This window comes from Mycolicibacterium llatzerense (assembly GCF_025331195.1).
In the GTDB taxonomy this organism is placed as follows: Bacteria; Actinomycetota; Actinomycetes; order Mycobacteriales; family Mycobacteriaceae; genus Mycobacterium; species Mycobacterium llatzerense.
The window spans coordinates 259878-283068 of record NZ_LXOV01000016.1 but is presented as its reverse complement, the minus strand read 5'-3'; the positions used below and the strand labels follow the sequence as shown (position 1 = coordinate 283068).

Sequence of the window (23191 nt, the reverse complement as noted above, 5' to 3'; positions counted from 1 at the left end):
CACTGTATGGTTTTGGGTATGAAGTGGAACCGGGTTTTCCTGGCATCAGCCGTGGCCCTCGCCTTCGGACTCTCCGCGTGCGGCGCGAAGCAGGAGCGGACGGACAACAGCTCGTCCTGGAGCCGCACCTTCTACTGGGGTACCGCGACGGCGGGATACCAGGTGGAAGGCGACGCCCCCGACAGCAATTGGCGCCGATACGTCGACCGGACAGCCGACAAGCCCGTATCACCCGGAGCGGGCCTGCTGGAGGCGAGTCCGGTGGAGCCCTACAAACAGGCCGACGACTTCCGGCACCGCTACAAGGAAGACATCGCCAACGCGCATGCCATGGGCGTCAACACTTTTCGCTTCGGCCTCGAATGGTCGCGGGTGATGCCGCAGCCCGGCAAGTGGGACGACAAGGAGCTGGCCTACTACGACGACGTGGTCGCGACACTGCTCGCCAACGGCATGACGCCGATGATCACGCTGATGCACTGGGTATACCCCGGCTGGATCGCCGACCGCGGCGGCTTCCTCAACAATGGCCCCGCGTTCGAAGACTTCGCCAAGGCGATCACCAAACGCTACGCGGGGCAGGGCGTGCTGTGGGTGAGCGTCAACGAGCCACTGGCCTTCGGCGCGATGGAAGTGCGCACCGGCGCCATCAAGCCCGACCAGTTCGGCACGTTCCTCGACCGCGTCGCTGACGCCCACCGCGCGGTGTATCGCGCCGCGCACGACGCCGATCCCAAGGCCAAGGTCACCACGAACGAGGCCTACATTCCGCCAGAAGTGTTGGCGCAGTTCGCCGGATTCGGCGTCAAGGGAATCGAGGGCTCGTTCTTCGACCGGGTCAGGGACAGCCTCGACTACCTCGGGTTCGACTACTACACGGGTACGGCGCAGGACAATCCGGCTTCGGCGCAGAGCATGACCGCCCGGTGGAACACCAAGCTGCAGGCCGAGGACATCTACTACGTGGCACGCCACTACGCCCAGCGGTACCCCGGCTTGCCCATCTATGTCGTCGAGAACGGCATGGTGACCGACAACGCCAAACCGCGGACCGACGGCGTGACGCGGTCGCAGTACCTCAGCGACACCGTCTTCTGGCTGCAGCGCGCCAAGGCTGACGGCATTCCGATCATCGGCTACAACTACTGGTCTCTGGTCGACAACTACGAGTGGGGCAGCTATCGGCCTCGCTTCGGCCTGTATTCGGTTGACGCCATGGGTGATCCGGCGTTGCGGCGGGTGCCGACCGACGCTGTCCAGACCTACACCCAGATCACCCGCGACGGCGGGACCCCGCCGGGGTACCACCCCGTACTCCCGGCGGCGCATTGCTCGACGACTGTCGGCCAGGACAGCTGCGCGCCGCTGGATGCGAACGGGCCGACGGTCGTGCTGCACTGAGCCGCCGACCTCCGGCACCATCGCGACCAATTCCACGCAACGCGCCCGAGATCGCCGGGTTTCCAGCAGGATCACAGGTATGAAGCTGACTGCCATGCTCGCGCTCGCCGGGTTCGCCTCGCTTACGATCGCCATCCCGAACGCCACCGCCGCTCCGTGTTCCGCGAGCGGACTGGCCAGCACCGCGGGCGGAGTCCTGGCCCAGGCCGGCGCCTACCTCGATGCGCACCCGGGTGCCAACGACGCCCTGACCAACGCGGGCTCGTCGGGCGACGCGGAAGGAGCCGTCCGGGCATACTTCACCGCGCACCCCGGCGAGTTCTTCGACCTGAAGAACATCGCGCGGCCCCTGACCACGCTGCGGGGTCAGTGCGGCGGCATGTCGGTCTCGCCCGCGCAGATGTCTGCGCTGTTCGACGCGTTGTCGTCGTGAGCGGACGTCAGTGCCAGTAACCCTGATGCGCTTGTGCCGCTTCGTCTTCCAGTAGCGGCCCGATGACGGTGACCGGGCGGTATCCGTGCAACAGGATGTCGCGGCACGGCAGCGCGTAGGCCGCGTGCGCCGGGTCGTCTCCGGTGAATTGGAACAGCCGGCGATTGGACATGCCGTACACAACCCGGCCGATGCCGCTCCAGAAGGCGCCGCCGGCGCACATCGTGCACGGTTCAGTGCTGGCGTACAGCGTCGCCGACTTCATGCCGGCCTGTTCATCTCCTCCGCCGAGCGCCCGCCAGGCGCTGCGAACCGTGACCATCTCGGCGTGATCGGTCGGGTCGCCGCCGTCGACCGAGGAGGTATTGCCGTGCTCGGCCACCACGTTGCCCGCGGCATCGGCGACCAGGGCGCCGTACGGCGCGCCACCGGCTTGGCGCGCTTGTGCTGCCAGCGCGAAGGTGCGCCGGAGGTGGATGAGGTCCTCCGGACTGGGTTCTGGCGAGGCGGCGGCGACGCCTGCCCCAGCCAATGGCAGGGCCGATGCACCGAGAAATACTCCGAATGCCGCCCTTCTGTTCAGCTCGTGCACGACTACTTGGTTCCGAAGATGCGGTCGCCGGCGTCACCCAGGCCGGGCACGATGTAACCGTGCTCGTCGAGCTGGCGGTCCAGCGCCGCGGCGTAGATCGGGACCTCGGGGTGGGCCGCCTGCATCGCGGCGACGCCTTCCGGACAGGTCAGCAGACAGACGAACTTGATGGAGCGCGGCCGGTACTCCTTGAGGCGGTCGATCGCGGCCACCGCCGAGTTGCCGGTGGCGAGCAGTGGATCGCACACCACCACGTCGCGCTCGTGCAACTCGCTGGGCATCTTGAAGTAATACTCCACGGCGACATGGGTTTTCGGGTCGCGGTACAGACCGATATGGCCGATGCGCGCGCCAGGAACAACGCTGAGCATGCCGTCCAGAATGCCGCTGCCCGCCCGCAGGATGGACGCGAAGACGAGCTTCTTGCCGTCGATGACCATGCCGGTGGTGGATTCCAGCGGAGTGTCGATCTCGATCTCGTGCACGGGGATGTCGCGCAGCACCTCGTAGGTCATCAGCATGGAAATCTCGTTGAGCAGCTGACGAAAACCCTTGGTGGATACGTCCTTCTGCCGCATCAGCGTGAGCTTGTGCTGGACCAGCGGGTGGTCGACGAGATGCAGGTTACCCATGGCGCCTCCTAGAAAACCGTGCCGTCACTGCTGATGGACAGCGGCGGGCTGCCGGCCCGCCGCTGCTGCGCCAGGGTGCGCCCGGCGGCCCAGGTGCCGCCCTCGAGGACACACGCCAGCGGCAGGGCCGCAGTGTCGAGCCCGAGCCGGGTGCGCACCAGCGGCGCGAGCGCGTCGAGCAGCGCGACGGTCAAGGCCCGCCATTCGACCACCAATTCGTCGGCCACCGACCAGGTTCGGGCCGCGGCCGCCTGATCACGCAAACGCAGGACCCCGGTATCGAGCAGCAGACCACCGTTGCGGTACTCGGGCAGGCCGGTCAGGGCGTCCAAGCCGGTGACCGCAACGCCGGCCCACTCGAACGGCTCCAACAGCGAATAGGTCAGCCACTGCGACAGTTTGTGGAACGGCATCCACCCGCGCGACAACCCCACCCCCGGCACCGACGGGTGGGGCCAGCAGTCGCCGAGCGGGATACCGCCAATATCGTTGTCGGCCAACCAGACCCCGGACAGCGTGTCCAGCAGCTGCGCCAGGATGTCGTGGGCCGCGACGGTCGGTCCGGTCAGCACGTCGAACAAGCCGCCGGGACGCCCCTGCGGCCCGAAGACCTCGGGTTGGGCGGCCAGGGCGGCACCGAGGCGGCGCAGCAGCTGCACCCGCCCGGAGAGCCCCACCAACGGATTGTCCGGCCCCACCTGAAATGCCCGGCCGAGGGCGGCGTCGTCGACACTGCGTAGTCCCACGGCGTCGACCTGCCACGGCCGGCTCGGGTCGCTGGAGAACGCCCCGTCGACAAAGGCGTGCCAGCTGGCCACCCCGAGCCCCTCGGACCGCGTAAACCGTTGTCCGGTAACGGGTTCCATGTATCCCCAGTCCGGCCCGGCACCGGCGTCGAGCAGCACACTGACCACAGCCAGGTCGATCATCGCGCGGGCCTGCGAGCGCGTGTCCAGCGCGGCCAACCGGGCGCGCAGGTCGGCGTTGCGGTCGACGCCGCCGGCCTCGAAATGGCGCCAACGGCTGTGATACGGGATCGCCAGGTCCGGGTAGCGCGTCCGGGTGACGGCGGCGACGAGGTCAGCGGCCTGCGGCATCAACTCGTCGTCGACGACGAACCAGCGGGACTCCCCCGCACGTGCCCGGCGCAGCAGGAATTCGGCACGTTCGCGGATCGCGTCGGTGCGGCGCAGGATGCCGACCGCGACGGCACTGTCGGCATCCGTGTCGGGGCCGGCGCTGGTTGTCATGGCGTGAGTCCGCGGCCCTTGGCGACCTTGAGTTCGTCGGCGTCGGGCACCGGGCCGGGGGTGAAATAACCGGCGGCCGTCTTGGCGTCGATCTCGACGCGAGCATCGGCCGGGATCAGGTCGTCGGGGATGTTCACGCGCTCGACGACCTCGATACCCGAGCCGGTGATGGCGTCGTACTTCATGTTGCTCATCGACACCAGGCGATGAATCTTGCGGACACCGAGCCAGTGCAAAACGTCGGGCATGAGTTCCTGGAAGCGCATATCCTGCACTCCGGCAACGCATTCCGTGCGAGCGAAGTACTGGTCGGCGGTGTCGCCACCAACCTGCCGCTTACGCGCGTTGTACACCAGGAATTTGGTGACCTCGCCCAGCGCGCGGCCCTCCTTGCGGGAGTAGGCCACCAGCCCGACCCCGCCGCGCTGCGCACCCAGGATGCACTCCTCGATGGCATGGGTGAGATACGGCCGACAGGTACAGATGTCGGAGCCGAACACATCGGATCCGTTGCATTCGTCGTGCACCCGTGCGGTCAGCTCCACGTCGGGGTCGGCAAGATCGCGCGGCTGGCCGAAGATGTAGACGGTCTGCCCGCCGATCGGTGGCAGAAAGACCTCGAGATCACCGCGCGTGACGAGTTCGGGGTACATGCCGCCGGTCTCCTCGAACAGCACGCGGCGCAGTTCGTTTTCGCTGCAACCGAATCGCGCGGCGACGCCGGGGAGAAACCAGACGGGCTCGATGGCCGCCTTGGTCACCAGCGCGGCGCCGTTGTCCAGCAGCACCCGACCGTCCGGGCGGAGCCGGCCCTTGCCGATCGCTTCGGCAACCTCGGGCAGGATCACATGGGCTTTGGTGATGGCGATGGTCGGCCGGATGTCGTGGCCGGCCGCCAATTCGGCACTGAACGCATCCGCGACCATGGCACCCCACGGGTCCAGACTCACGATCGCCCCGGGTTCGGCCCACTGCGGGTATGGGCCGATCACGTCGGTGGGCGCGGTGTTGGTCAGGTCCGCGCGGTGCGCGGGCGAGAGCGCCCCGGCCGCGACCGCCAATGCCCGGTAGACGCTGTAGGAGCCGCTGTGCGTGCCGATCACATTGCGGTGCGCTCGCGTGGTCGTGGTCCCGAGCACCGGGCCGCGCTCGGCGGCGGTCGCCGCGCCCCAGCGGATCGGCAGGGCATCGGCGGCGCCGCTGTGAGACGTCAACCTGATGTGGCGGCCAGAGCCGCGCGGCGGGACCGCGGACGCGGCGGGGCCGGATGCAGCGTCAGAACCCAAGACCATCAGCAGCGCTCCTTCCCGGCAAGCTCCAGTCAACCCTGAAATTGCCGGGCGTGCAGCGGTACGGGTCAGTAGACGTCGCGAACGTAGCGCTTGTCGGCGATCAGCTCGCGCTTGTAGTCGTGCGCCGCCGATTCGGACATGCCGCCGTGCGTCTTGAAGATGTTGGTGAGCGCCACGTCGACGTCCTTGGCCATCCGGGCAGCGTCGCCGCACACATAGAAGTGCGCCCCGTCTTCGAACCAGCGCCACAGAATCTCGCCGTGCTCACGCATCCGGTGCTGCACGTACACCCGCCGCGCCTGGTCTCGGGAGAACGCGGTGTCCAGCCGGGTCAGCAGCCCGTCGGCGGCGAAGGCCTCCAATTCCTCTTGATAGTAATAGTTTTCGGCCCGGTGCTGGTCACCGAAGAACAGCCAGTTACGCCCCGTGTGGCCCAGTGCGCGACGTTCATGCAGGAAGCCGCGGAACGGTGCGACACCCGTACCGGGGCCGACCATGATCATCGGGGTCAGCGCGTCCTCGGGCGGCCGGAAATGCGGCGCCGACTGCAAGAACACCGGCACCGTCTCGGCCCGGTCGGCCAGATAGGTGGACGCGACGCCGTGCCGGATACCGCCGCGGGCACCTTCATACCGCACGACCGACACCGTCAGTTGCACCTCGTCGGGGCTCACCAGGGGGCTCGACGAGATCGAGTACGAGCGCGGCGCCAGGCGCACCAGGGCATCTCGCCATTCCTCGGGTGCCGCCCGAATCTGGAACTCTTCGACGAGGTCGAGGCCGGTGCGGCCGTCGAGCCAGCGGTCGCGCTCTTCGCGGGGCGCCCGGAGAATCTTGGCGCTGCTGCGTTCGGCCAGGAAGTTGAGCAGGGTCGGCGACACCTTGCAGATGTCGTACGCCACGGTGAGCGCAGCACGCAACGGGGCTTCGCCGCCATCCATTTCGATGACCTCGTCGCCGGAGAGCCCGGTGGCCGCCAGCCACGTCGATACGGCCTCTGGGGAGTTGGCCACCACCACGCCGAGCGCATCGCCGACGCCGTAGCTGACGTCGTGGCCGGACAGGTCGAAGCCGATCTGGCGTACTTCCTTCGCGCCGCCGTTGGTCAGCAGAGTGTTGCGGCACAACGGGGCCGGCAGCGGGTTGTTGCGGGTGAAGGGCTTGGCGGGCGTGGGAGCCGGCTTGGCTGGCGTGGCCGGCGCCGCGGGTGTGACGACGGGCGCTTCAGCAGCAGCGACGACGACCAAGTCGGCTGCGGCAGCGGCCCATTGGGCGAGTGGTTCGTCGTCGTAGGCCTCGCAGTCCGCGCGGTCCAGCAGCGCGGTGGCTCCGAGTTCGGCGAACCGGCCGTCCAGGGATTTGGCGTAGCCGCAGAAGTTCTCGTACGCGCGGTCACCGATGCCGAGCACGGAGTACCGCACCCCGCTCAAGTCGGGCGCGTCCGCAGCGCTCAAGCGAGCCCAGAAGTCCGCGCCGTTGTCGGGTGGTCCGCCGTCGCCGAAAGTGCTTGTCACAACCAGCACTTCGCCCGCTTGGGCGATCTCGTCCAGTGCGGTGTCGTCCAGTACCTGCAACCGGGCCCCGACGATCCTCGCGGCAAGTCCCGCGGCGAATTCCTCGGCGGTACCGGTCTGCGATGCCCACAGCACCAACGGACCCGGCTTCGGGGACTCCAGCGGTGCCGACGCGGGCACCGCGTCGATCACCGCGGCAGGCGCCGTCGAACTGTGCGCGCCGGCCAGCGCCCCGTTGACCCACAGCCGGACGATGCCGCTGACCGGAGCCGACTCCGGCAACACGGGCACCCCGGCGGCATGCTGGACACCGGCGAAAAAGCCGGCCAGGTAGACCTTTTCGGTCTCATCGAGCGCGGGCGGGCCGCTCAGGCCCAGGGTCGCGGCCAGCGGATGGGACGCGGCGACCGAGGGTGCCGCGACCGGTGCGGCCGTCGTCCCCGCCACGGGTTCGATCGCGACCGGCGCCAACCGCACGGCACACACCTTGAACTCGGGCTGCAACGAATCCGGATCCACCGCGTCGTTGGTCACCGCGTTGATGGTCAGTCGCTCACCCTGCGCATCGTTCCAGTGGAACGGCGCAAAGCAATTGCCCGGACGTACCCGGTCGGTCAGCACCGCGGGCAGGACCGCGGTGCCGCGCCGCGACGAAATCTCGACGGACCCGCCCTCGGTGATGCCGAGGTCTGCCGCATCGATCGGGTGAATCTCCACGAAGGGCGACCCGTTGAGCTTGTTGAGCTTGGCGACCTTCCCGGTCTTGGTCATGGTGTGCCATTGGTGTTGCAGCCGACCGGTATTGAGCACCAACGGGAACTCGTCGTCGGGCAGTTCCGCCGCGTCCAGGTGCGGTCTGGCGTGGAACGCCGCCCGCCGCGACGGCGTCGGGAACGCCAGCCGTGGCCGGTTTCCGTCGGCGTCGACGAACAGGTCCTGACTGACCCCGTCATTGAGATAGCGGATCGGGTTCCGGTCGCTGCCGCCACCGGGCAGGCCCTCGGGCGGGCAGGGCCACTGCAGCGGGGTCTCCCGCAGCCGCTCGTAGGTCACGCCACCCAGGTCGTAACCGGTACGGCGATTGGCGAACTGGCGAATCTCGGCGAACACGTGCTCGCTGGATTTGTAGTCGAACTCATCACCAAAGCCCATGTGCCGGGCCACATTGCAGATCAGTTCCCAGTCGGGCCGCGCGTCGCCGGCAGCGGGGATGCTCTGCTGCAACAGGGTCAGGTTGCGTTCGGAGTTGACCATGACGCCGTCCGCCTCGGCCCACAGGGTGGCGGGCAGCACGATGTCGGCGTAGGCGTTGGTCGCGGTGTCTTGGTAGGTGTCCTGGGTGATGACCAGTTCGGCGGCCCGCAGGCCGTCGATGACGGTCTGCCGATTGGCCACGGTGGCAACAGGATTGGTGCAGATGATCCACACGGCCTTGATGTCACCGGTGCCCAGCCGGCGGAACATCTCGATGGTGCCGGGGCCGACGTCGGTGCGGATGGTGCCCGGTTCCAGTTCCCACTGTTCTTCGACGAAGGCCCGGTCCTCGGCCGACGTCACGGCCCGTTGCCCGGGGAGACCCGGTCCCATATAACCCATTTCGCGGCCGCCCATGGCGTTGGGCTGGCCGGTCAGCGACATCGGACCACTGCCCGTCCGGCAGATGGCGCCGGTGGCCAGGTGCAGGTTGCAGATGGCGTTGGTGTTCCAGGTGCCGTGGGTGCTCTGGTTCAGCCCCATGGTCCAGCACGACATCCACTCCCCTGCCTCCGCGATCATCTCGGCGGCGCGGCGGATGTCGGCTTCGGGAATTCCGGTGATCTCGGCGACCTTCGCCGGCGGATAGTCGGCCAGGAACGCGGGCATGGTCTCCCAGCCCTCGGTGTGCTCGGCGATGAATTCGGTGTCTATCGCACCGCTTTCGACCAGCAGGTGCAGCAGGCCGTTGAGCAGCGCCAGGTCGGTGCCCGGTTTGATCTGCAGGAACAGATCGGCCTTCTCGGCGGTCGCGTTGCGGCGCGGGTCGACGACGATCAGCTTGGCGCCCTTGGCCATCCGGTCGGCCATGCGCAGGAACAGGATCGGGTGGCAGTCGGCCATGTTCGCGCCGCTGACGAAAAACAGGTCGGCGGAATCGAAATCGGTGTAGGACCCAGGCGGGCCGTCGGCACCCAGCGACTGCTTGAAGCCGGTGCCCGCGCTGGCCATGCACAGTCGGGAATTCGATTCGATGTGCACGGTGCGGATGAAGCCCTTGGCCAGCTTGTTGGCGAGGTACTGGGCCTCGATGGTCATCTGGCCCGAAACATAGAGGGCCACAGCGTCGGGGCCGTGTTCGTCGATGATGGCCCGCAGCCGGCGGCCGGCTTCGGCGGCGGCATCGTCGACCGCGACGCTGACCGCTTCGGCGCCACGGCCGTGCCGGACCAGTGCCGTGGTGAGCCGGCCGTCGTCGGCACCCATCATCTCCGCGTGGGTGGCGCCCTTGGTGCACAGCCGACCGAAGTTGGTGGGGTGCAGCCGGTCCCCGGATACGCGCGCGATGACGGGCAGCCCGGTGCCCGCGTCGGTGCGGGTCTCGACCGAAATTCCGCAACCGACACCGCAGTAGGAGCACGCCGTGCGCGTGCTGTGCGGCCCTGCGGTGGTCATGCTTCAGTTCTACGGGCCGTCAATTCCGCAACCGTTGCGCGACCATGTACTGCGCGTCAACCCAAGCTCACATGCCCGTCAGGCCGTGGTGCGCAACATGTTTCATGCCGGAATCATGATGGAAATGTGCCGGAAATCTGTGACCTGGGTTACGCGCTGTCGGGCGACCAGCCCGGCCCGCGGAACGTGTGTCCGAAGCGGTGCTTCCAGGTCTTTGCCGCGCGCAAATCCTGCCAGATGGCGGTGTACTCGTGCGTGGCAACCCGCACCGGGTTGAACGTCTTGATGTTCTTGGTCAAACCGTAGACCACGCGCTCGCCCTCGGGTTCGAAACTGCCGAACAGCCGGTCCCAGATGATCAGGATGCCGCCGTAGTTCGTGTCCAGGTACTGGTCGTTGGAGCCGTGGTGCACCCGGTGGTGCGACGGTGTGTTCATCACGAACTCGATTGGCCGCCAAAGCTTTCCGACGCGCTCGGTGTGGATGAAGAACTGGTACAGCAGGCTCACCGACTGCTGCAGCAGGATCATCCACGGCGAGAACCCGAGGAATGCCAACGGCAACCAGAACGGCAGCGCGGTGAACGGCGTCCACGTCTGCCGCAGTGCGGTCGACAGGTTGTAGTGCTCACTGGAGTGGTGCACGACGTGGCTGGCCCAGAACACCCGAATCGTGTGGTGGGTGCGGTGATACCAGTAGTAGAGGAAGTCGTCGGCGACGAAGAGCGCGATCCAGGTCAGCGGATTGTCGGCCGGCAGATGCACCGGCGCCACCAGGTACGCCGCGCTGTAGGCCGCCAGCACCACCAACTTCCAGCCGACGTTGATGATGACGTTGCCGATCCCCATGGTGAGACTGGTTCGGGAATCGCGGAGTTCGTAACCGACTTCGTCGTCGTCCGGCAGGAACCGGAAGGACAGCGCCTCGAGCACCAGACAGATCACGAACACCGGCACGGCGTGCAGGATCAGATCGAACATGGGGAATGACTCCTACTGCTGAGCGGAAAGGGTGTCGACGACCCGGCCCAGCAGGTCGTCGGCCACGCGGTGGGCGGCGTCGGCGTCGCGCGCGACGAGGTGCTCGGCCAGCGTGAGGTGGGCGTCGCGGTCGGCCAGTTCGGCCGCCATTCCGAGGTCGGCTATCGAACCGAAGCCGATGTCGGCGAATGCCGCGACCAGCGTGTTCAACGCCAGCCGGTAGGCCAGGTTGCCGCTGCCGTCGATGATCGCGGTCCAGAACGTCAGGTCCACGGCGAAGGATTCGTCGGTGCGCTGTGCCGGGTACGCCGCGGCCGCGCCGGCGATCGTCGCCAATTGGTCGTCGGTGGCATTCCGGGCGCACAGCCGGGCCGCGTCGGCGGCCACGGTCCGGCGCATCACCATGATGTCGCGGGCGATCTGCACGGCCGGCACCGCGCCGGTCGCGGCGAGCGTGCTGAGCACGTCCAGACCGGCCGTCAGGCGCCAATCCTGGACCCGCGTCTTGCCGCCGTGGCTGATCCGTACCAGCCGGGCCTGCTGCAGCCGCTTGAGCGCTTCCCTGATGGCGTGCCGGTTCACCGCGAAGGCCAGCGCCAGCTCCCGCTCGGACGGCAGCGCTTCGTCGACCGCGACGCGGCCGGACAGGATCTCGTCGACGAGGTGCGCGAACACCGTGTCACTGACCGCCGCGCGGGAGACGGGTGCGATGTCCATGCATCGATAATCGGGGTTATCCGCAAACTGGTCAACTGGTTGGACCAGTTATCTGGGTCACAAACACGGAAGTGCCCCGCGGGAAACTCCCGCGGGGCACTCCGGCGTACTTCCGGCTACGTTGCCGGCACGAAATCCCGGCCGACGTGCTCGCCCGTCGCCGCACGCAGGTGCGGCTGCCGCAGGAACACGAACCAGGTGACGAAGCCGCACACCACGTAGAAAGCGAGGAACACCCAGAACGCGGTGGTCGCCGAGTGGGACGGTCCGGCGTAGGACGTCCGGAGCACGATGTTGACCAGCACACCACCGAACGCGCCGACCGCGCCGGCGAAGCCGATCAGGGCACCGGACATGCTGCGCGACCACAGGGTCTTCTCCGCGGCACCCAACTCGTCCTTGCTCTGCGCCTTGGCCTCGAAGATCGACGGGATCATCTTGTAGGTCGAGCCGTTGCCGAGGCCGGTCAGGATGAACAGCACCATGAACGCCACGATGTAGACGATCATCTGGCTACCGGTCGCAGGGCCCTTGGTGGCGTCGTCCCACATACCGCCGCCGACCAGGACGGCAGTGATGGCCGTCATCGCCGTGAAGACGTACAGCGTGATCTTGCCGCCACCGATCTTGTCAGCCAGCTTGCCGCCGAACGGCCGCGAGATCGAACCGAGCAGCGGACCCAGGAAGGCGATCCACGCGGTGTGCACAGAGGCGTCGAAGTTGGCCTTGGCCAGTTCCTTGGCCGCGTCCTTGGGCAGCTTGGCCACTGACGCGACGTGGTACTTCTCCAGCAGCGGCGCGACGTCCTGCGCGGTGAAGTTGATGTTCAGAATCTGCGTGAACGCGAAGCTGAACCCGATGAACGAGCCGAACGTGCCGATGTAGAGGAAGCACATGACCCACGAGTTGCGGAACTTCATGGCCTCGACCATCGCCGAGAGGTTCGACTTCTGCCCCTGGATGTTGTCCATGAACAGCGCGGCGCCGAGGGCCGCGGCGGCCAGCAGCACCAGGTAGATGGCGCAGACGACCTCGGGACGACGGTTGCCGAGCGTGGCGATGACGACCAGGCCGATGATCTGCAGCGCCGGGACACCGATGTTGCCGCCGCCGGCGTTCAGGCCCAGGGCCCAGCCCTTCAGCCGCTGCGGGTAGAAGGCGTTGATGTTGGTCATCGACGACGCGAAGTTACCGCCACCGAAACCGGCGACCGCCGCGACGATCAGGAACGTCGTGTACGACGTGCCCGGATGCATCATGAAGTACATGGTCAGCGCACACGGGACGGCCAGCATCAACGCGCTGAAGATGGTGAAGTTGCGGCCACCGAACTTCGCGGGTCCGATGGTGTACGGGATGCGCATGAAGGCGCCCACCGCGATCGGGACGGCGCCGAGGACGAACTTGCCCAGCGCGTCGATGCCGTAAACAGCCTGCGGCATGAACAGCACCATCACCGACCAGATGGACCACACCGAGAAGCCGACATGCTCGGCGAAGATCGACCAGATCAGGTTCCGCTTGGCGATGTCCTTATTGCCGGCATCCCACGCAGCAACGTCCTCTGCATCCCAGTCGTCGATGTCGCGGTTGCGTTTTAACACACTCACAGTGCCTCCCAGCTGATGAACAGTTGAGATATATGTACGGGCCTCCCATGCCGCAGCTGTTGCCCGGCGATGTCAGCAAAGTCAATACCGACTCACTTGGAGGTCCCTGTGGTTCGTGACCGGTGTGATTCACGGCCGTCTCATCGACGCAACAAGCAGGAAATGTGGGCGCGAGTGCTCGCGTTGACCCTCAGTACGCAATCAACGCCCCAGTGGTTGTGCCGGAGGCCCGTGAACAGGGTGGAAAAGTACGTGAGCGCAATGGTGGGGCGGTCTGCCGCCGGTTATTGCAGTCAGGGACGTCTGGCGGCCCGAATCGATACCTGAGTTCAATCGCGGCGGCGTCGAGCGCCTCGCGATTGAAGCCACGTATCCCTGGCCGAGCGTTACTGAGTTCTGCTGACCCGCCGGCGCCGAAACCAGCCCACCCAGGCGACGAGCACCACTACAACGGCGAGCACGCGCACCACATTCGTCGCCGAGGCCGGATAGAGCACGCCGGTGAGGTAGTGCGCGATGAATCCGTCGGGCGGCAGCTGCGCCAGGCCCGCGCGTGGGCGGGCCCACCGTTCGACGTCGGTCAGTGGACAGTCGACGCCCCAGGCGGTGCTGCCGATGCCCCACAGCACCGCGGGTACGTGCAACCAGATGACCCAGGGCCGGCGCCAGGTCAGGAAACCGCCGAACACCATGAAGGCGATGAAAGAAAAATGCACCGCCACGACGGCCACCACAACCAGCAGTGGGAATCCCGTCGTGACGGTGACATCGGTTGAAACTGGGAGCGCCAGGGCTCAGGCCTTCTTGGCTTCGTCCTCGTCCGCTGTGGCGTCTTCGGTGGCTTCGGTGGCTTCGGTGGCCTCAGACTCGTCGGTTTCGCCGGCGTCTTCAGCCGGGACGTCCTCGGACTCGTCGGATTCGTCGGCCGCCTCGGGTTTCGCCGACTCTTCCGGGGTCTCGTCGACGGCTGCTTCGGCTTCGGCTTCAGCCTCGGGCTCATCGCCTTCGGACTCGTCAGACTCTTCGGCCTCAGCCTCGTCAGCTGCGGCCTCGACGGCGTCGTCTTCCGAAACCGCTTCGGCGACAACCGTTTCCGGTTCGGCCTCGGGCTCATCCTCGGGGTAGTCCTCGGTGTCCACCACAGCGGTATCAGCGGTGGCATCGTCACCGGCGGCCTCGGACTCGGCCGCCGCCTCACCGCCGCGCGAGCGTTCCCGCAGCGCGTCGACGATGAGCAGCAACACTCCGATGACGCTGGCGCCGATGCACACCCAGGCGATCAGCTCATTGCTGGTGACGATTGCGGTCACCAGCGCTGTCAGGCCGATGAGGGCAAGGACCAGGGCAATGATCAGCATTTGTCAGCCGTCAGCTGTTGCCTCGGTTGAACTGGCCGAAGCCAGCACCCTCGCCGCCGGCCGCCGAGTCGGCCGGTGCGGCAGAACCGCGCTGGCCGAGCTCTTCGAGCTGGGACTCCAGGTAGGTCTTGAGGCGGGTGCGGTACTCGCGCTCGAACGTGCGCAGCTGCTCGAGGCGGCCTTCCAGCACCGTGCGCTGCTGGTTGATGTTGCCCATGATCTCGGTGTGCTTGCGCTCGGCGTCGGCCTGCAGGGCGTCGGCCTTGTCCTGGGCCTGACGCAGCTGGGTGTCCGAACGGGTCTGCGCGTCGGCCAGCATGGCCTCGGCACGTGCCTTGGCGTCGGCGACCGTGGTCTCGGCGGTGTGCTTGGCATCGCTGACCAGAGCATCGGCCTGGGCGCGGGCGTCGGCGAGGGTCTTGTCGGCCTCGGCCTTGGCCGAACCGGTGAGTCGGTCGGCGGTGTCCTGGGCCAGGCTCAGCACCTTGGCCGCGCGGACGTGGTGGTCCTCGCCGACCGGCGCGGCCACGGGCGCGGCGACCGGGACGGGCGCTGCGACGGGCTCGGGCTCCGGCTTGGGCTCGGGCTTGGTGAACACAGGTGCCGCGACCGGCTGTCCGGTACGGGCGGACTGGAGCTCGGCGTCGAGCTCGGCGACCCGCTGCCGCAGATCGCTGTTCTCTTCGATCAGCCGGGTCAGCTCGGTTTCGACGAGATCGAGGAATGCATCGACCTCGTCCTCGTTATAACCGCGCTTGCCAATCGGCGGCTTGCTGAATGCGACGTTGTGGACGTCAGCCGGAGTTAGCGGCATCTTCTGCCCCCTTGCAGTCTGGACCGTCAATCGGTGTCAAAGTGTAGAGCGATCAAAGTGTAGAGCGATCGTGGAGTAACTGGCGTCCATCCTGTCACAGCAGACCCGTCGGTTGCAGGCGAGGGCCGGAATTAAGAACGAATTTCAATGTTTCATTGGAATTCGCGGGCGCCACCCGACGCTCGGCGCCAATAGACCTAAACAGAGAAAGCGCATTAATTACATAAATGTAATTAATGCGCTTTCGCAGGTCAGGGGAACGTCGCGCTCAGGCACCGACCTGATCGAAAGACAGCCGCATACCGATGAACACCACCATGAGCAGCACCACGATGGACAGATCGACCCGGACCGGCCCGATGGTCAGCGGAGGGATCAAGCGCCGCAACAGCTTCACCGGAGGATCGGTCATCGTCATGATCGCTTCGAGGATCACCACCGTCAGCCCTCTCGGCTGCCAGTCCCGGCTGAATCCGCGAATGAACTCCACCACCACGCGGGCGATCAACAGGAGCCAGAAGACGAACAGCGCAAAACCCAGAATGTCGAAGAACAGGGTCAATGCAACAGACCTCACTAGCGCGGGAAAAGCGCCGACCGATGTCGGCGCTTGAGCACGAGCCTACCTAACGCAGACCCCTCCGGCCGGGGGCCGAAGGGGTCTTGCGTAGAGCTGCGTAGGGATTACTGGTAGCTGTAGAAGCCCGCCTCGGCGATCCGGCGACGCTCTTCGGCGCTGACGTCGACGTCGGCCGGCGACAGCAGGAACACCTTGGTGGCGACCTTGTCGAACGACCCGCGCAGCGCGAAGGCCAGGCCGGCGGCGAAGTCGACCAGGCGCTTGGCGTCGGCGTTGTCCATCGACACCAGGTCCATGATCACCGGGGTGCCGTCGCGGAAACGCTCACCGATGGTGCGGGCCTCGCTGTAGTCCTTCGGCCGCAGCGTGGTGATCTTGGCCAGGGCACTGCCGGCCTCGAACAGCTCGGCCATGCGGCGGGGCTCCATGGCGACGGCGCCACGGGTGGCGCCACGCAGGGTGTTGAAGCGGGGACGCTCGAACTCACGCGGCCCGCGAGCCGGCATCTCTTCGTAGCCACCGCGGTAACCCATTGGGGCACTTTCGTAATCGCGGCCCATGCGGTCGTCGTAGCCGCGCGCCTCGCCACGGCCGTAGTCCTCGTCCTCGAAGCGCTCCTCGCGCGGGCGACGCGGGGCCGCGTAGGCGCGCGCGGGACGGTCTTCGTCGTCGTAGTACTCGTCGTCATAATCGTCCATCGGCGCCATACCGAAGTAGGCCTTTACCTTGTGCAGTGTGCTCATCGGATGCCCCTAGCTAAGAATGTGGTGTCTGGTGACTGTGATGTAAGTGTGACTGGAGTGACTACTCATGGTGACGTTAGAGGACGCGGTCCCATTAGCGCGGTACCGACACGCACACACGTTGACCCGTGTCGCACCGCGATTTCGAGGTCGTTCGACATGCCCGCGGACAACCCCAGCCGCTGCGGGTATTGCGTTTGGACTCTGAGCAATTCAGCCTCCAGCCGCGCAAACTCCTCGTCGGCCGCACTGGCCAGCGGCGGGATCGCCATCAGACCCGCCAAACCCAGGCCCGGGGCGGCGTGCGCGGCGGCACACAATTCGTCGACCAGGTCGGGCCGGTCCACCGGCACGCCGCCGCGGGCCGGATCCCCGTCGAGGCTGACCTGGATGTAGACCTGCAACGGCTCGGACCTGCGGCCTTGGTCCAGCGCCTCGACCGCGCCACGGGACAGCGCCGCGACCAAAGGCGCGGCGTCCACCGAATGCGCCACCGACGCCCAGCCGGCGACAGCCCGCGCTTTGTTGCGTTGAATTCGGCCGATCATGTGCCACCGAATTGCCGAATTCGACCCTATGTTCGATGACGCATCCAACAATTCCCCGGACGCTGTGATCAATTTCCTGTTCGACAAAGCGTTCGACACCTCAGCGACTTTGCTCGCGGCTTCCTGCTCCCGCGATTCGCCGAATGCCCGGCACCCCAATCCGAACAGCGCGACAACATCAGTCGCCGGAAAGAATTTGGTCACCGGAAGAAATTCGATGTCGGCCCGATCCCGGCCGGCAGCCGCCGCCGCAGCGTCGATCCGCGCCTGAATCCGGGCCAGCGACGCGGCCAGTTCGGCCTCGCGCGGCGCGCTGCTCATTCCATCCACACCACCGACGCCAGCCGCCCGGTCGGGGCGCCACGTCGGTGACTGAACAGATTCGGATCGTCGACCGTGCAGCGCGGGTCGATGTCGATGGCCTTGATGCCCAACCCCGCCAACTGCTTGGCGATGCCGGCCCGCAGGTCGAGACCCACGGTGCCGCGGGCGGTGGTGGTGATGCTGCCGGGCAGCACGGCCTCCACGTCGTCGGCCATCTCGTAGGGCACCTCGTAGTTACGTCCGCTGACCGCCGGGCCGAGCAGGACAGTGATGTCCTCGAGCTGCGCGCCGAGCTTCTGCATGGTCTCGACCGTCCGCAGCACCACGCCACCCGCCGCACCGACGCGTCCGGCGTGCACGGCGGCCACCACACCCGCGCGCGCATCACCCAACAGCACCGGCACGCAATCGGCCGTGATCACCGCGAGCGGCAGCCGCGGTGTCGCGGTGACCACAGCGTCGGTGTTGTCGTAGGCTCCCCCGGCTCCAGTTCCAGGGCCCTCGACAACTTCGACATGGTCACCGTGCACCTGGTTCATCCACACCAGCGGGCCGTGCCCGATGGCGTCGGCCAGCCGAGTCCTGTTGGCCGACACGGCCTTTGGATCATCGCCGACGTGGTCACCCAGGTTGAACGTGTCGAACGGGGCCTTGGAGACCCCGCCCGCACGCGTCGTAGTCACTCTGCGGATACGGAACGTCACGATTCCAAGTATCCGCGTCGCGCAGTCACAATCAGTGCTTCATGAAGGGCGGCACATCGACGTCATCGTCGTCGTCGCCGCGACCACCAACACTCACCGTCACACCGTTGGTCGCTGCCGGCACGCTGCCCGGATCGGTCCCGAAGGCACCGAGCTTGCCCGCGCTGGCGGCCGAGAACGTCTGGGCCCGATGGGCACCACCGGCAGCCGAGGCGGCTGCCGCGGCACCGGGCACCGCCGAGGTGACCGGCTTGCGGCTCTGACCGGCGGTGTCGAAACCGGCCGCGATGACCGTGACCCGGACCTCGTCGCCCAGCGAATCGTCGATGACGGTTCCGAAGATGATGTTGGCCTCGGGGTGTGCGGCGTCCTGCACCAGCGACGCGGCCTCGTTGATCTCGAACAGGCCCAGGTCGCTACCACCGGCCACCGACATCAGCACGCCCTGGGCGCCGTCCATCGAGGCTTCCAGCAGCGGCGAGTTGATGGCGATCTCGGCGGCCTTGAGGGCACGACCGTCGCCGCGGGCGGAACCGATGCCCATCAACGCGGTACCGGCGCTGCTCATGACGCCCTTGACGTCGGCGAAGTCGACGTTGATCAGACCGGGCGTGGTGATCAGGTCGGTGATGCCCTGAACACCGTTGAGCAGCACCTCGTCGGCGCTGCGGAACGCGTCCATCAGCGAGACGGCGGCGTCGCCCATCTGCAGAAGGCGGTCGTTCGGGATGACGATCAGGGTGTCGCAGCTCTCGCGCAGCGCCTGGATACCCGTTTCGGCCTGGTTCGAGCGGCGCTTGCCCTCGAAGGAGAACGGGCGGGTCACCACACCGACGGTCAGCGCGCCGAGCTTGCGGGCGATGCCGGCGACGACGGGAGCGCCACCGGTGCCGGTGCCACCACCCTCACCAGCGGTGACGAACACCATGTCGGCGCCGCGCAGCAGCTCCTCGATCTCATCCTTGGCGTCCTCGGCAGCCTTGCGCCCCACCTCGGGGTCGGCACCGGCACCCAGGCCACGCGTCGAGTCGCGGCCGACGTCGAGCTTGACGTCCGCCTCACTGAGCAGCAGCGCCTGTGCATCGGTGTTGATCGCGATGAACTCGACGCCGCGAAGGCCCTGTTCGATCATGCGGTTGACGGCGTTGACGCCGCCGCCGCCGACACCGATCACCTTGATGACGGCGAGGTAGTTATGCGGGGGTGTCATGTGTCGTCTTCCTCCCTGGCTCGGTTTGTCCGGAGCAAAACTTCTCGAATTAAAACCCTAAACCTCAACCATAGGGTTAGAGTTATGTCAAGTTGTTCCGCGCAAACAGAACGGTAGGGTGCCGCCGCGCCGCTGCCGCGCAGGCGCGCCGAGAGTTCACGCGTTTTTTCTCGTGCCCAGGGCGAGCGAAGCGACGGGAAATGGCCCCAGTCGTGCGAAACGACTGAAAACGGATGAGCTACTTCACAGTCGGCAGGTCAGGACTGGACACGTCATAGGTGTGTCCCGGCTGAGTCAGCAGCGCCCCGAGCTTGAGGGCCTTCTCCTCGGTGCGGTCGGTGGTCCCCCAGATGACCTCGCGACCGTCGTTCAGGGTCAGGGTGACGCCGGCGACCGACGGCGCCCCGACGCGAGCGACCTGGCCGAACACCTCGGGACGCAGTGACAACAGCACCTCGAGGGCGGCGAGGGTCGCGGGATCCTTCGGCCCGGGATTGTCTGCGTCCAGGAACGGCACCCCCTGCGGCGGCGGCTCGGTCGCGAAATCCACGCCGTCCCGGTCGAACAGGTGCGGACCGTCCGGATACTCCTTGGCCGCCACCGGAACCCGCTCCACCACCGTGATCCGCAGGGTGGACGGGTACTCCCGCTGCACCCGGGCACTGGCCACCCGCCGGATGGTGGCCACGCGTTCGGCCACCGCGTCGGTGTTGACCTGCAGCAGCGGCGTGTCCGGTTTGACCGCGGCCGCCAGCGTCACCTCGTCCTCGGTCAGCGTCGCCACGCCGGTGACCACCGTGTGGCGGACCGCCATGATCGGCGTGAAGTACAGCACCAGGCCCAACGTGACCGCGACGACGGCCGTCACCGCCGACCACAGCAACAACTTCAGCCCGCGGATGACGCCCCGGGTGGGTGCCTTGGGCTGCTCCGAGAGGCCGGCCGCCCGGCGCCGCGCCTCCTGGCGCGCCTGTTCCAGGGCCCTGGCCCGGTCCAGCGCGATCCGGCGTTCCTCCCGCTCGCGCCGGGCGCGGCGGCGCGGACCCTCATAGTCGGGTGACGCGGGATCGACCGCCGCGGCGTCGGCGGCCTCGGCCGCGGGCTCGTCAACCGCGGTGTCCGGCTCGGTGGCCTCAGCTGCGATGTCCTCCGCCGCGTTTTCTTGCACCAGGTCGTCCTGCGCCGCAACAGGTTCCGGAACCGGCTCCCCCGAGCCGTCCTCCACTGTCACGGCGTGGGCCGTCCCGGAGCTGCGCGGTCGGCCTTGGCCTCCAGCGCGGTCAGGATCTCGCGACCCAGCAGGGTGACGTCGCCGGCGCCCATGGTGACGATGACGTCACCGGGTCCGGCCTTGGCCGCCACCTGCTCGGCGACCGCGGAGAAGTCCGGCACGTAATGCACCGGGGCGGAAACGTGTTCGACGATGCTCGCGCCGCTGACGCCGGCCATCGGGGCTTCCCGCGCGGCGTACACGTCGAGGACGAACACCTCGTCGGCACGATCCAGCGCCTGGCCGAACTCCTTCGCGAAAGTCTTTGTCCGCGAATACAAGTGGGGTTGGAAGACCACGATGGACCGCGATGTGCCGGCCACTGCCCGCAACGCGTCGAGCGTCGCCCGGACCTCGGTGGGATGGTGCGCGTAGTCGTCGAAAACCCTGACACCGTAAGCGGTTCCGACCGACTCGAAGCGCCGCCGCACGCCTTCGAAGCCGGTGAGGCCGTCGAGCACGGCCTCCGGATCGGCGCCGGCTTCCCGTGCCGCCAGCAGCGCGGCCAGGGCGTTGAGCGCCATGTGCTTGCCCGGCACCGACAGCCGCATGCCGCGCCGGTGTGGCTCGCCCGCCAGCTGAACGGCCGCTACCCCACCGGTGCCCTGCTGCTGCCAGGTCAGCAGCGTCGCTTCCAGATCCGTGCGCTGCCCATTGCCCATGCCGTACCGCAGTACCCGGACACCGCGCTCCGCCGACCGCTGGGCCAGGGCTTCGGCACCCGGATCGTCGGCGCACACCACGAGCGCACCGCCGGGACGCAGCCGGGCCACGAAGTCGTCGAACACCGCGGTGTAGGCCTCGACGCTGCCGAAGTGATCGAGGTGATCGGCCTCGATGTTGGTCACCACCGCCACGTCGGGGGTGTATTCGAGCAGCGAGCCGTCGCTCTCGTCGGCCTCGGCGACGAAGCAGTCACCGCTGCCGTGGTGCGCGTTGGTGCCGGCCTCACCCAGGTCGCCACCGACGGCGAACGACGGGTCGAAACCACTGTGCTGCAACGCCACAATGACCATCGAGGTGGTCGTGGTCTTGCCGTGGGTGCCGGTCACCAGCACCGAGCGGTAGCCGTTCATCAGCTTGGCGAGCACGACCGGACGCATGATCACCGGGATGCCGCGCCGCTGGGCCTCCACCAGCTCCGGATTGTCCTTGGGGATGGCGGCGTGCGTGCTGACCACGACGGTCGGGCCGCCGGGCAGCATGTCCAGCGACGACGCGTCGTGCCCGATCCGGATTTCGGCGCCGCGCGCCCGCAGCGCCGCCACACCCCGGGATTCCTTGGCGTCAGAGCCGGACACCAGGCCGCCGCGGTCCAGCAGGATCCTGGCGATACCGGACATGCCGGCACCGCCGATACCGACCATGTGCACCCGAGCCAGCTCGGGTGGCAGCTCGCGCGCCGTCACCGGATACCCGCTGCCACGTCCAGCGCGATCTGCGCGACGCGCCGCGCCGCGTCGCGGTGGCCGGCCAGCGAGGCCGCCGTCGTCATCTGATCCAGTGCGGCGGTGTCGCCCATCAAAGTTCCGATCCGTTCGGTGACGAAGTCCGGGGTCAGCTCGGCGTCCTCGACCAATAGGCCGCCGCCGGCATCGACCACCGGGAGTGCGTTGAGTCGTTGTTCGCCGTTGCCGATCGGCAACGGGACATAGACCGCGGGCAGACCGACCGCGCTGACCTCGGCGACGGTCATGGCCCCGGACCGGCAGATGGCCAGATCCGCTGCCGCATAAGCCAAATCCATGCGATCGAGGTACGGCACGCCGACATACGGCGCGCCGCCCGGTACCGGCTCCGGCAGCTCAAGGGTGTTCTTGCGCCCGTAGGCGTGCAGGACCGAAACGCCTTGCGCGGCGAGGTTTTCGGCCGCGCCCGAGACGGCACGGTTCAGCGATTGCGCACCCTGGGAACCGCCGAACACCAGGAGCACGCGGGCGTCGTCGGCGAAACCGAAGAATTCCCGGGCCTGCGCACGCAGCGCGGCCCGATCGAGCGAGGTGATCGATTCCCGCACCGGGATGCCGACGACCTCGCTGCCCTTGAGACCGGAATCCGGCACGGCGGCCAGCACCCGGCGCGCCGAGCGGGCACCGACCCGGTTGGCCCAGCCCGCGCTGGCGTTGGCCTCGTGCACCACGACCGGAATGCGGCGGCGCCGGCGCAGCCCGCCACCACGGGCGGCCAGGTAGGCGGGCAGCGAGACATAGCCGCCGAAGCCCACGACGACGTCGGCCTGGACCGAGTCGAGGACCTCGCGTGTCTCACGGACAGCGGCACGAATCCGCAGCGGCAGCCGGGCCAGGTCGGCAGAAGGCTTGCGTGGCAACGGAACCGGGGTGATCAGCTGCAGGTCGTAGCCGCGTTCGGGGACCAGCCGAGTTTCCAGCCCGCGGGCCGTGCCGAGAGCCGTGATCCGGACGTCAGGCCGCAGCGCCACCAGTGCGTCGGCGACCGCCATCGCGGGTTCGATGTGACCTGCAGTGCCGCCGCCGGCCAGAACCACCGAGATGCCGTGAGTTCCCCCGTCGCTGCGCTCGCCTCGACCCGAACTCACACCAACTCCTGAC

General features: G+C 67.5%; 20 protein-coding genes and 1 pseudogene. 2 read left to right on the top strand and 19 right to left on the bottom strand.

Annotated elements, in window-relative coordinates; all coding sequences use genetic code 11:
* Positions 1-6: 6 nt before the first annotated feature.
* Both A7G45_RS26120 and A7G45_RS26115 read left to right on the top strand, forming a co-directional pair.
* Positions 7-1401: a family 1 glycosylhydrolase gene (locus A7G45_RS26120; protein WP_377042121.1), complete on the top strand. Its 1395-nt coding sequence runs from the start codon at positions 7-9 to the stop codon at positions 1399-1401.
* 79 nt (positions 1402-1480) lie between these two features.
* Positions 1481-1834 carry a heme-binding protein gene (locus A7G45_RS26115; RefSeq protein WP_260941273.1) on the top strand — a complete coding sequence of 118 codons (354 nt, stop codon included), beginning with the start codon at positions 1481-1483 and terminating at the stop codon, positions 1832-1834.
* 7 nt (positions 1835-1841) lie between these two features.
* Here the strand turns inward: A7G45_RS26115 and A7G45_RS26110 are convergent, their stop codons facing one another.
* The 19 genes and pseudogenes from A7G45_RS26110 to murG all read right to left on the bottom strand — a co-directional run bounded on the left by A7G45_RS26110 (position 1842) and on the right by murG (position 23178).
* A complete protein-coding gene (locus tag A7G45_RS26110) occupies positions 1842-2426 on the bottom strand; it encodes a nucleoside deaminase (RefSeq protein ID WP_260941271.1) in 585 nt (194 codons plus the stop codon).
* Between the two features lie 2 nt (positions 2427-2428).
* On the bottom strand, positions 2429-3058 hold the full coding sequence (gene upp / locus A7G45_RS26105; protein WP_043403134.1) for a uracil phosphoribosyltransferase: 630 nt from the start codon (positions 3056-3058) through the stop codon (positions 2429-2431).
* A gap of 8 nt (positions 3059-3066) precedes the next feature.
* A complete protein-coding gene (locus tag A7G45_RS26100; protein ID WP_260941269.1) occupies positions 3067-4308 on the bottom strand; it encodes a URC4/urg3 family protein in 1242 nt (413 codons plus the stop codon).
* On the bottom strand, positions 4305-5600 hold the full coding sequence (locus A7G45_RS26095; protein WP_043987143.1) for a GTP cyclohydrolase II: 1296 nt from the start codon (positions 5598-5600) through the stop codon (positions 4305-4307). The genes A7G45_RS26100 and A7G45_RS26095 overlap by 4 nt, the downstream gene beginning before the upstream one ends.
* 65 nt (positions 5601-5665) lie before the next feature.
* Entirely contained in the window at positions 5666-9763 is a 4098-nt protein-coding gene (locus tag A7G45_RS26090) for a bifunctional nitrate reductase/sulfite reductase flavoprotein subunit alpha (protein ID WP_260941266.1), read from the bottom strand.
* Positions 9764-9912: 149 nt separating this feature from the next.
* Complete coding sequence (locus A7G45_RS26085; RefSeq protein ID WP_260941264.1) at positions 9913-10743, bottom strand: sterol desaturase family protein; 831 nt, start codon at positions 10741-10743, stop codon at positions 9913-9915.
* Positions 10744-10755: 12 nt separating this feature from the next.
* Positions 10756-11460 carry a FadR/GntR family transcriptional regulator gene (locus A7G45_RS26080; RefSeq protein WP_260941262.1) on the bottom strand — a complete coding sequence of 235 codons (705 nt, stop codon included), beginning with the start codon at positions 11458-11460 and terminating at the stop codon, positions 10756-10758.
* A gap of 116 nt (positions 11461-11576) precedes the next feature.
* Entirely contained in the window at positions 11577-13070 is a 1494-nt protein-coding gene (locus A7G45_RS26075; RefSeq protein ID WP_260941260.1) for a nitrate/nitrite transporter, read from the bottom strand.
* Between the two features lie 386 nt (positions 13071-13456).
* Positions 13457-13792 (bottom strand): DUF2784 domain-containing protein, encoded by a 336-nt coding sequence (locus tag A7G45_RS26070; protein ID WP_260941258.1) that lies wholly within the window; start codon positions 13790-13792, stop codon positions 13457-13459.
* A gap of 285 nt (positions 13793-14077) precedes the next feature.
* Positions 14078-14428, bottom strand: a pseudogene (locus A7G45_RS26065) (hypothetical protein); the annotation flags it as partial.
* A gap of 10 nt (positions 14429-14438) precedes the next feature.
* Entirely contained in the window at positions 14439-15242 is an 804-nt protein-coding gene (wag31, locus tag A7G45_RS26060) for a DivIVA-like cell division protein Wag31 (protein ID WP_133763079.1), read from the bottom strand.
* A 268-nt stretch (positions 15243-15510) separates the two neighbouring features.
* A complete protein-coding gene (locus A7G45_RS26055; protein ID WP_043403156.1) occupies positions 15511-15804 on the bottom strand; it encodes a YggT family protein in 294 nt (97 codons plus the stop codon).
* Between the two features lie 122 nt (positions 15805-15926).
* Positions 15927-16565: a cell division protein SepF gene (locus A7G45_RS26050; RefSeq protein WP_043403160.1), complete on the bottom strand. Its 639-nt coding sequence runs from the start codon at positions 16563-16565 to the stop codon at positions 15927-15929.
* Positions 16566-16630: 65 nt separating this feature from the next.
* Positions 16631-17434, bottom strand: a complete 804-nt coding sequence (locus tag A7G45_RS26045; RefSeq protein WP_260941254.1) for a YggS family pyridoxal phosphate enzyme — start codon at positions 17432-17434, stop codon at positions 16631-16633.
* The gene (gene pgeF / locus A7G45_RS26040) at positions 17431-18141 is read right to left on the bottom strand and encodes a peptidoglycan editing factor PgeF (protein WP_260941252.1); all 711 of its coding nucleotides are present in this window, start codon (positions 18139-18141) and stop codon (positions 17431-17433) included. The genes A7G45_RS26045 and pgeF overlap by 4 nt, the downstream gene beginning before the upstream one ends.
* A gap of 31 nt (positions 18142-18172) precedes the next feature.
* The gene (gene ftsZ / locus A7G45_RS26035) at positions 18173-19351 is read right to left on the bottom strand and encodes a cell division protein FtsZ (RefSeq protein ID WP_043403167.1); all 1179 of its coding nucleotides are present in this window, start codon (positions 19349-19351) and stop codon (positions 18173-18175) included.
* A 238-nt stretch (positions 19352-19589) separates the two neighbouring features.
* On the bottom strand, positions 19590-20582 hold the full coding sequence (locus tag A7G45_RS26030) for a cell division protein FtsQ/DivIB (protein ID WP_260941251.1): 993 nt from the start codon (positions 20580-20582) through the stop codon (positions 19590-19592).
* Positions 20579-22030 carry a UDP-N-acetylmuramate--L-alanine ligase gene (gene murC, locus A7G45_RS26025; RefSeq protein ID WP_260941250.1) on the bottom strand — a complete coding sequence of 484 codons (1452 nt, stop codon included), beginning with the start codon at positions 22028-22030 and terminating at the stop codon, positions 20579-20581. Before murC ends, A7G45_RS26030 begins: the two co-directional genes overlap by 4 nt.
* Positions 22027-23178 carry an undecaprenyldiphospho-muramoylpentapeptide beta-N-acetylglucosaminyltransferase gene (gene murG / locus A7G45_RS26020; RefSeq protein ID WP_377042120.1) on the bottom strand — a complete coding sequence of 384 codons (1152 nt, stop codon included), beginning with the start codon at positions 23176-23178 and terminating at the stop codon, positions 22027-22029. The genes murC and murG overlap by 4 nt, the downstream gene beginning before the upstream one ends.
* Positions 23179-23191 lie beyond the last annotated feature (13 nt).

Coding starts and splice junctions, on each gene's coding strand:
- A7G45_RS26050 (WP_043403160.1), bottom strand. CDS start 16,565: ATGAGCACACTGCACAAGGTAAAGGCCTACTTCGGTATGGCGCCGATG.
- wag31 (WP_133763079.1), bottom strand. CDS start 15,242: ATGCCGCTAACTCCGGCTGACGTCCACAACGTCGCATTCAGCAAGCCG.
- A7G45_RS26115 (WP_260941273.1), top strand. CDS start 1,481: ATGAAGCTGACTGCCATGCTCGCGCTCGCCGGGTTCGCCTCGCTTACG.
- A7G45_RS26090 (WP_260941266.1), bottom strand. CDS start 9,763: ATGACCACCGCAGGGCCGCACAGCACGCGCACGGCGTGCTCCTACTGC.
- A7G45_RS26045 (WP_260941254.1), bottom strand. CDS start 17,434: ATGAGCAGCGCGCCGCGCGAGGCCGAACTGGCCGCGTCGCTGGCCCGG.
- A7G45_RS26080 (WP_260941262.1), bottom strand. CDS start 11,460: ATGGACATCGCACCCGTCTCCCGCGCGGCGGTCAGTGACACGGTGTTC.
- ftsZ (WP_043403167.1), bottom strand. CDS start 19,351: ATGACACCCCCGCATAACTACCTCGCCGTCATCAAGGTGATCGGTGTC.
- A7G45_RS26100 (WP_260941269.1), bottom strand. CDS start 4,308: ATGACAACCAGCGCCGGCCCCGACACGGATGCCGACAGTGCCGTCGCG.
- A7G45_RS26085 (WP_260941264.1), bottom strand. CDS start 10,743: ATGTTCGATCTGATCCTGCACGCCGTGCCGGTGTTCGTGATCTGTCTG.
- upp (WP_043403134.1), bottom strand. CDS start 3,058: ATGGGTAACCTGCATCTCGTCGACCACCCGCTGGTCCAGCACAAGCTC.
- A7G45_RS26095 (WP_043987143.1), bottom strand. CDS start 5,600: ATGGTCTTGGGTTCTGACGCTGCATCCGGCCCCGCCGCGTCCGCGGTC.
- A7G45_RS26120 (WP_377042121.1), top strand. CDS start 7: ATGGTTTTGGGTATGAAGTGGAACCGGGTTTTCCTGGCATCAGCCGTG.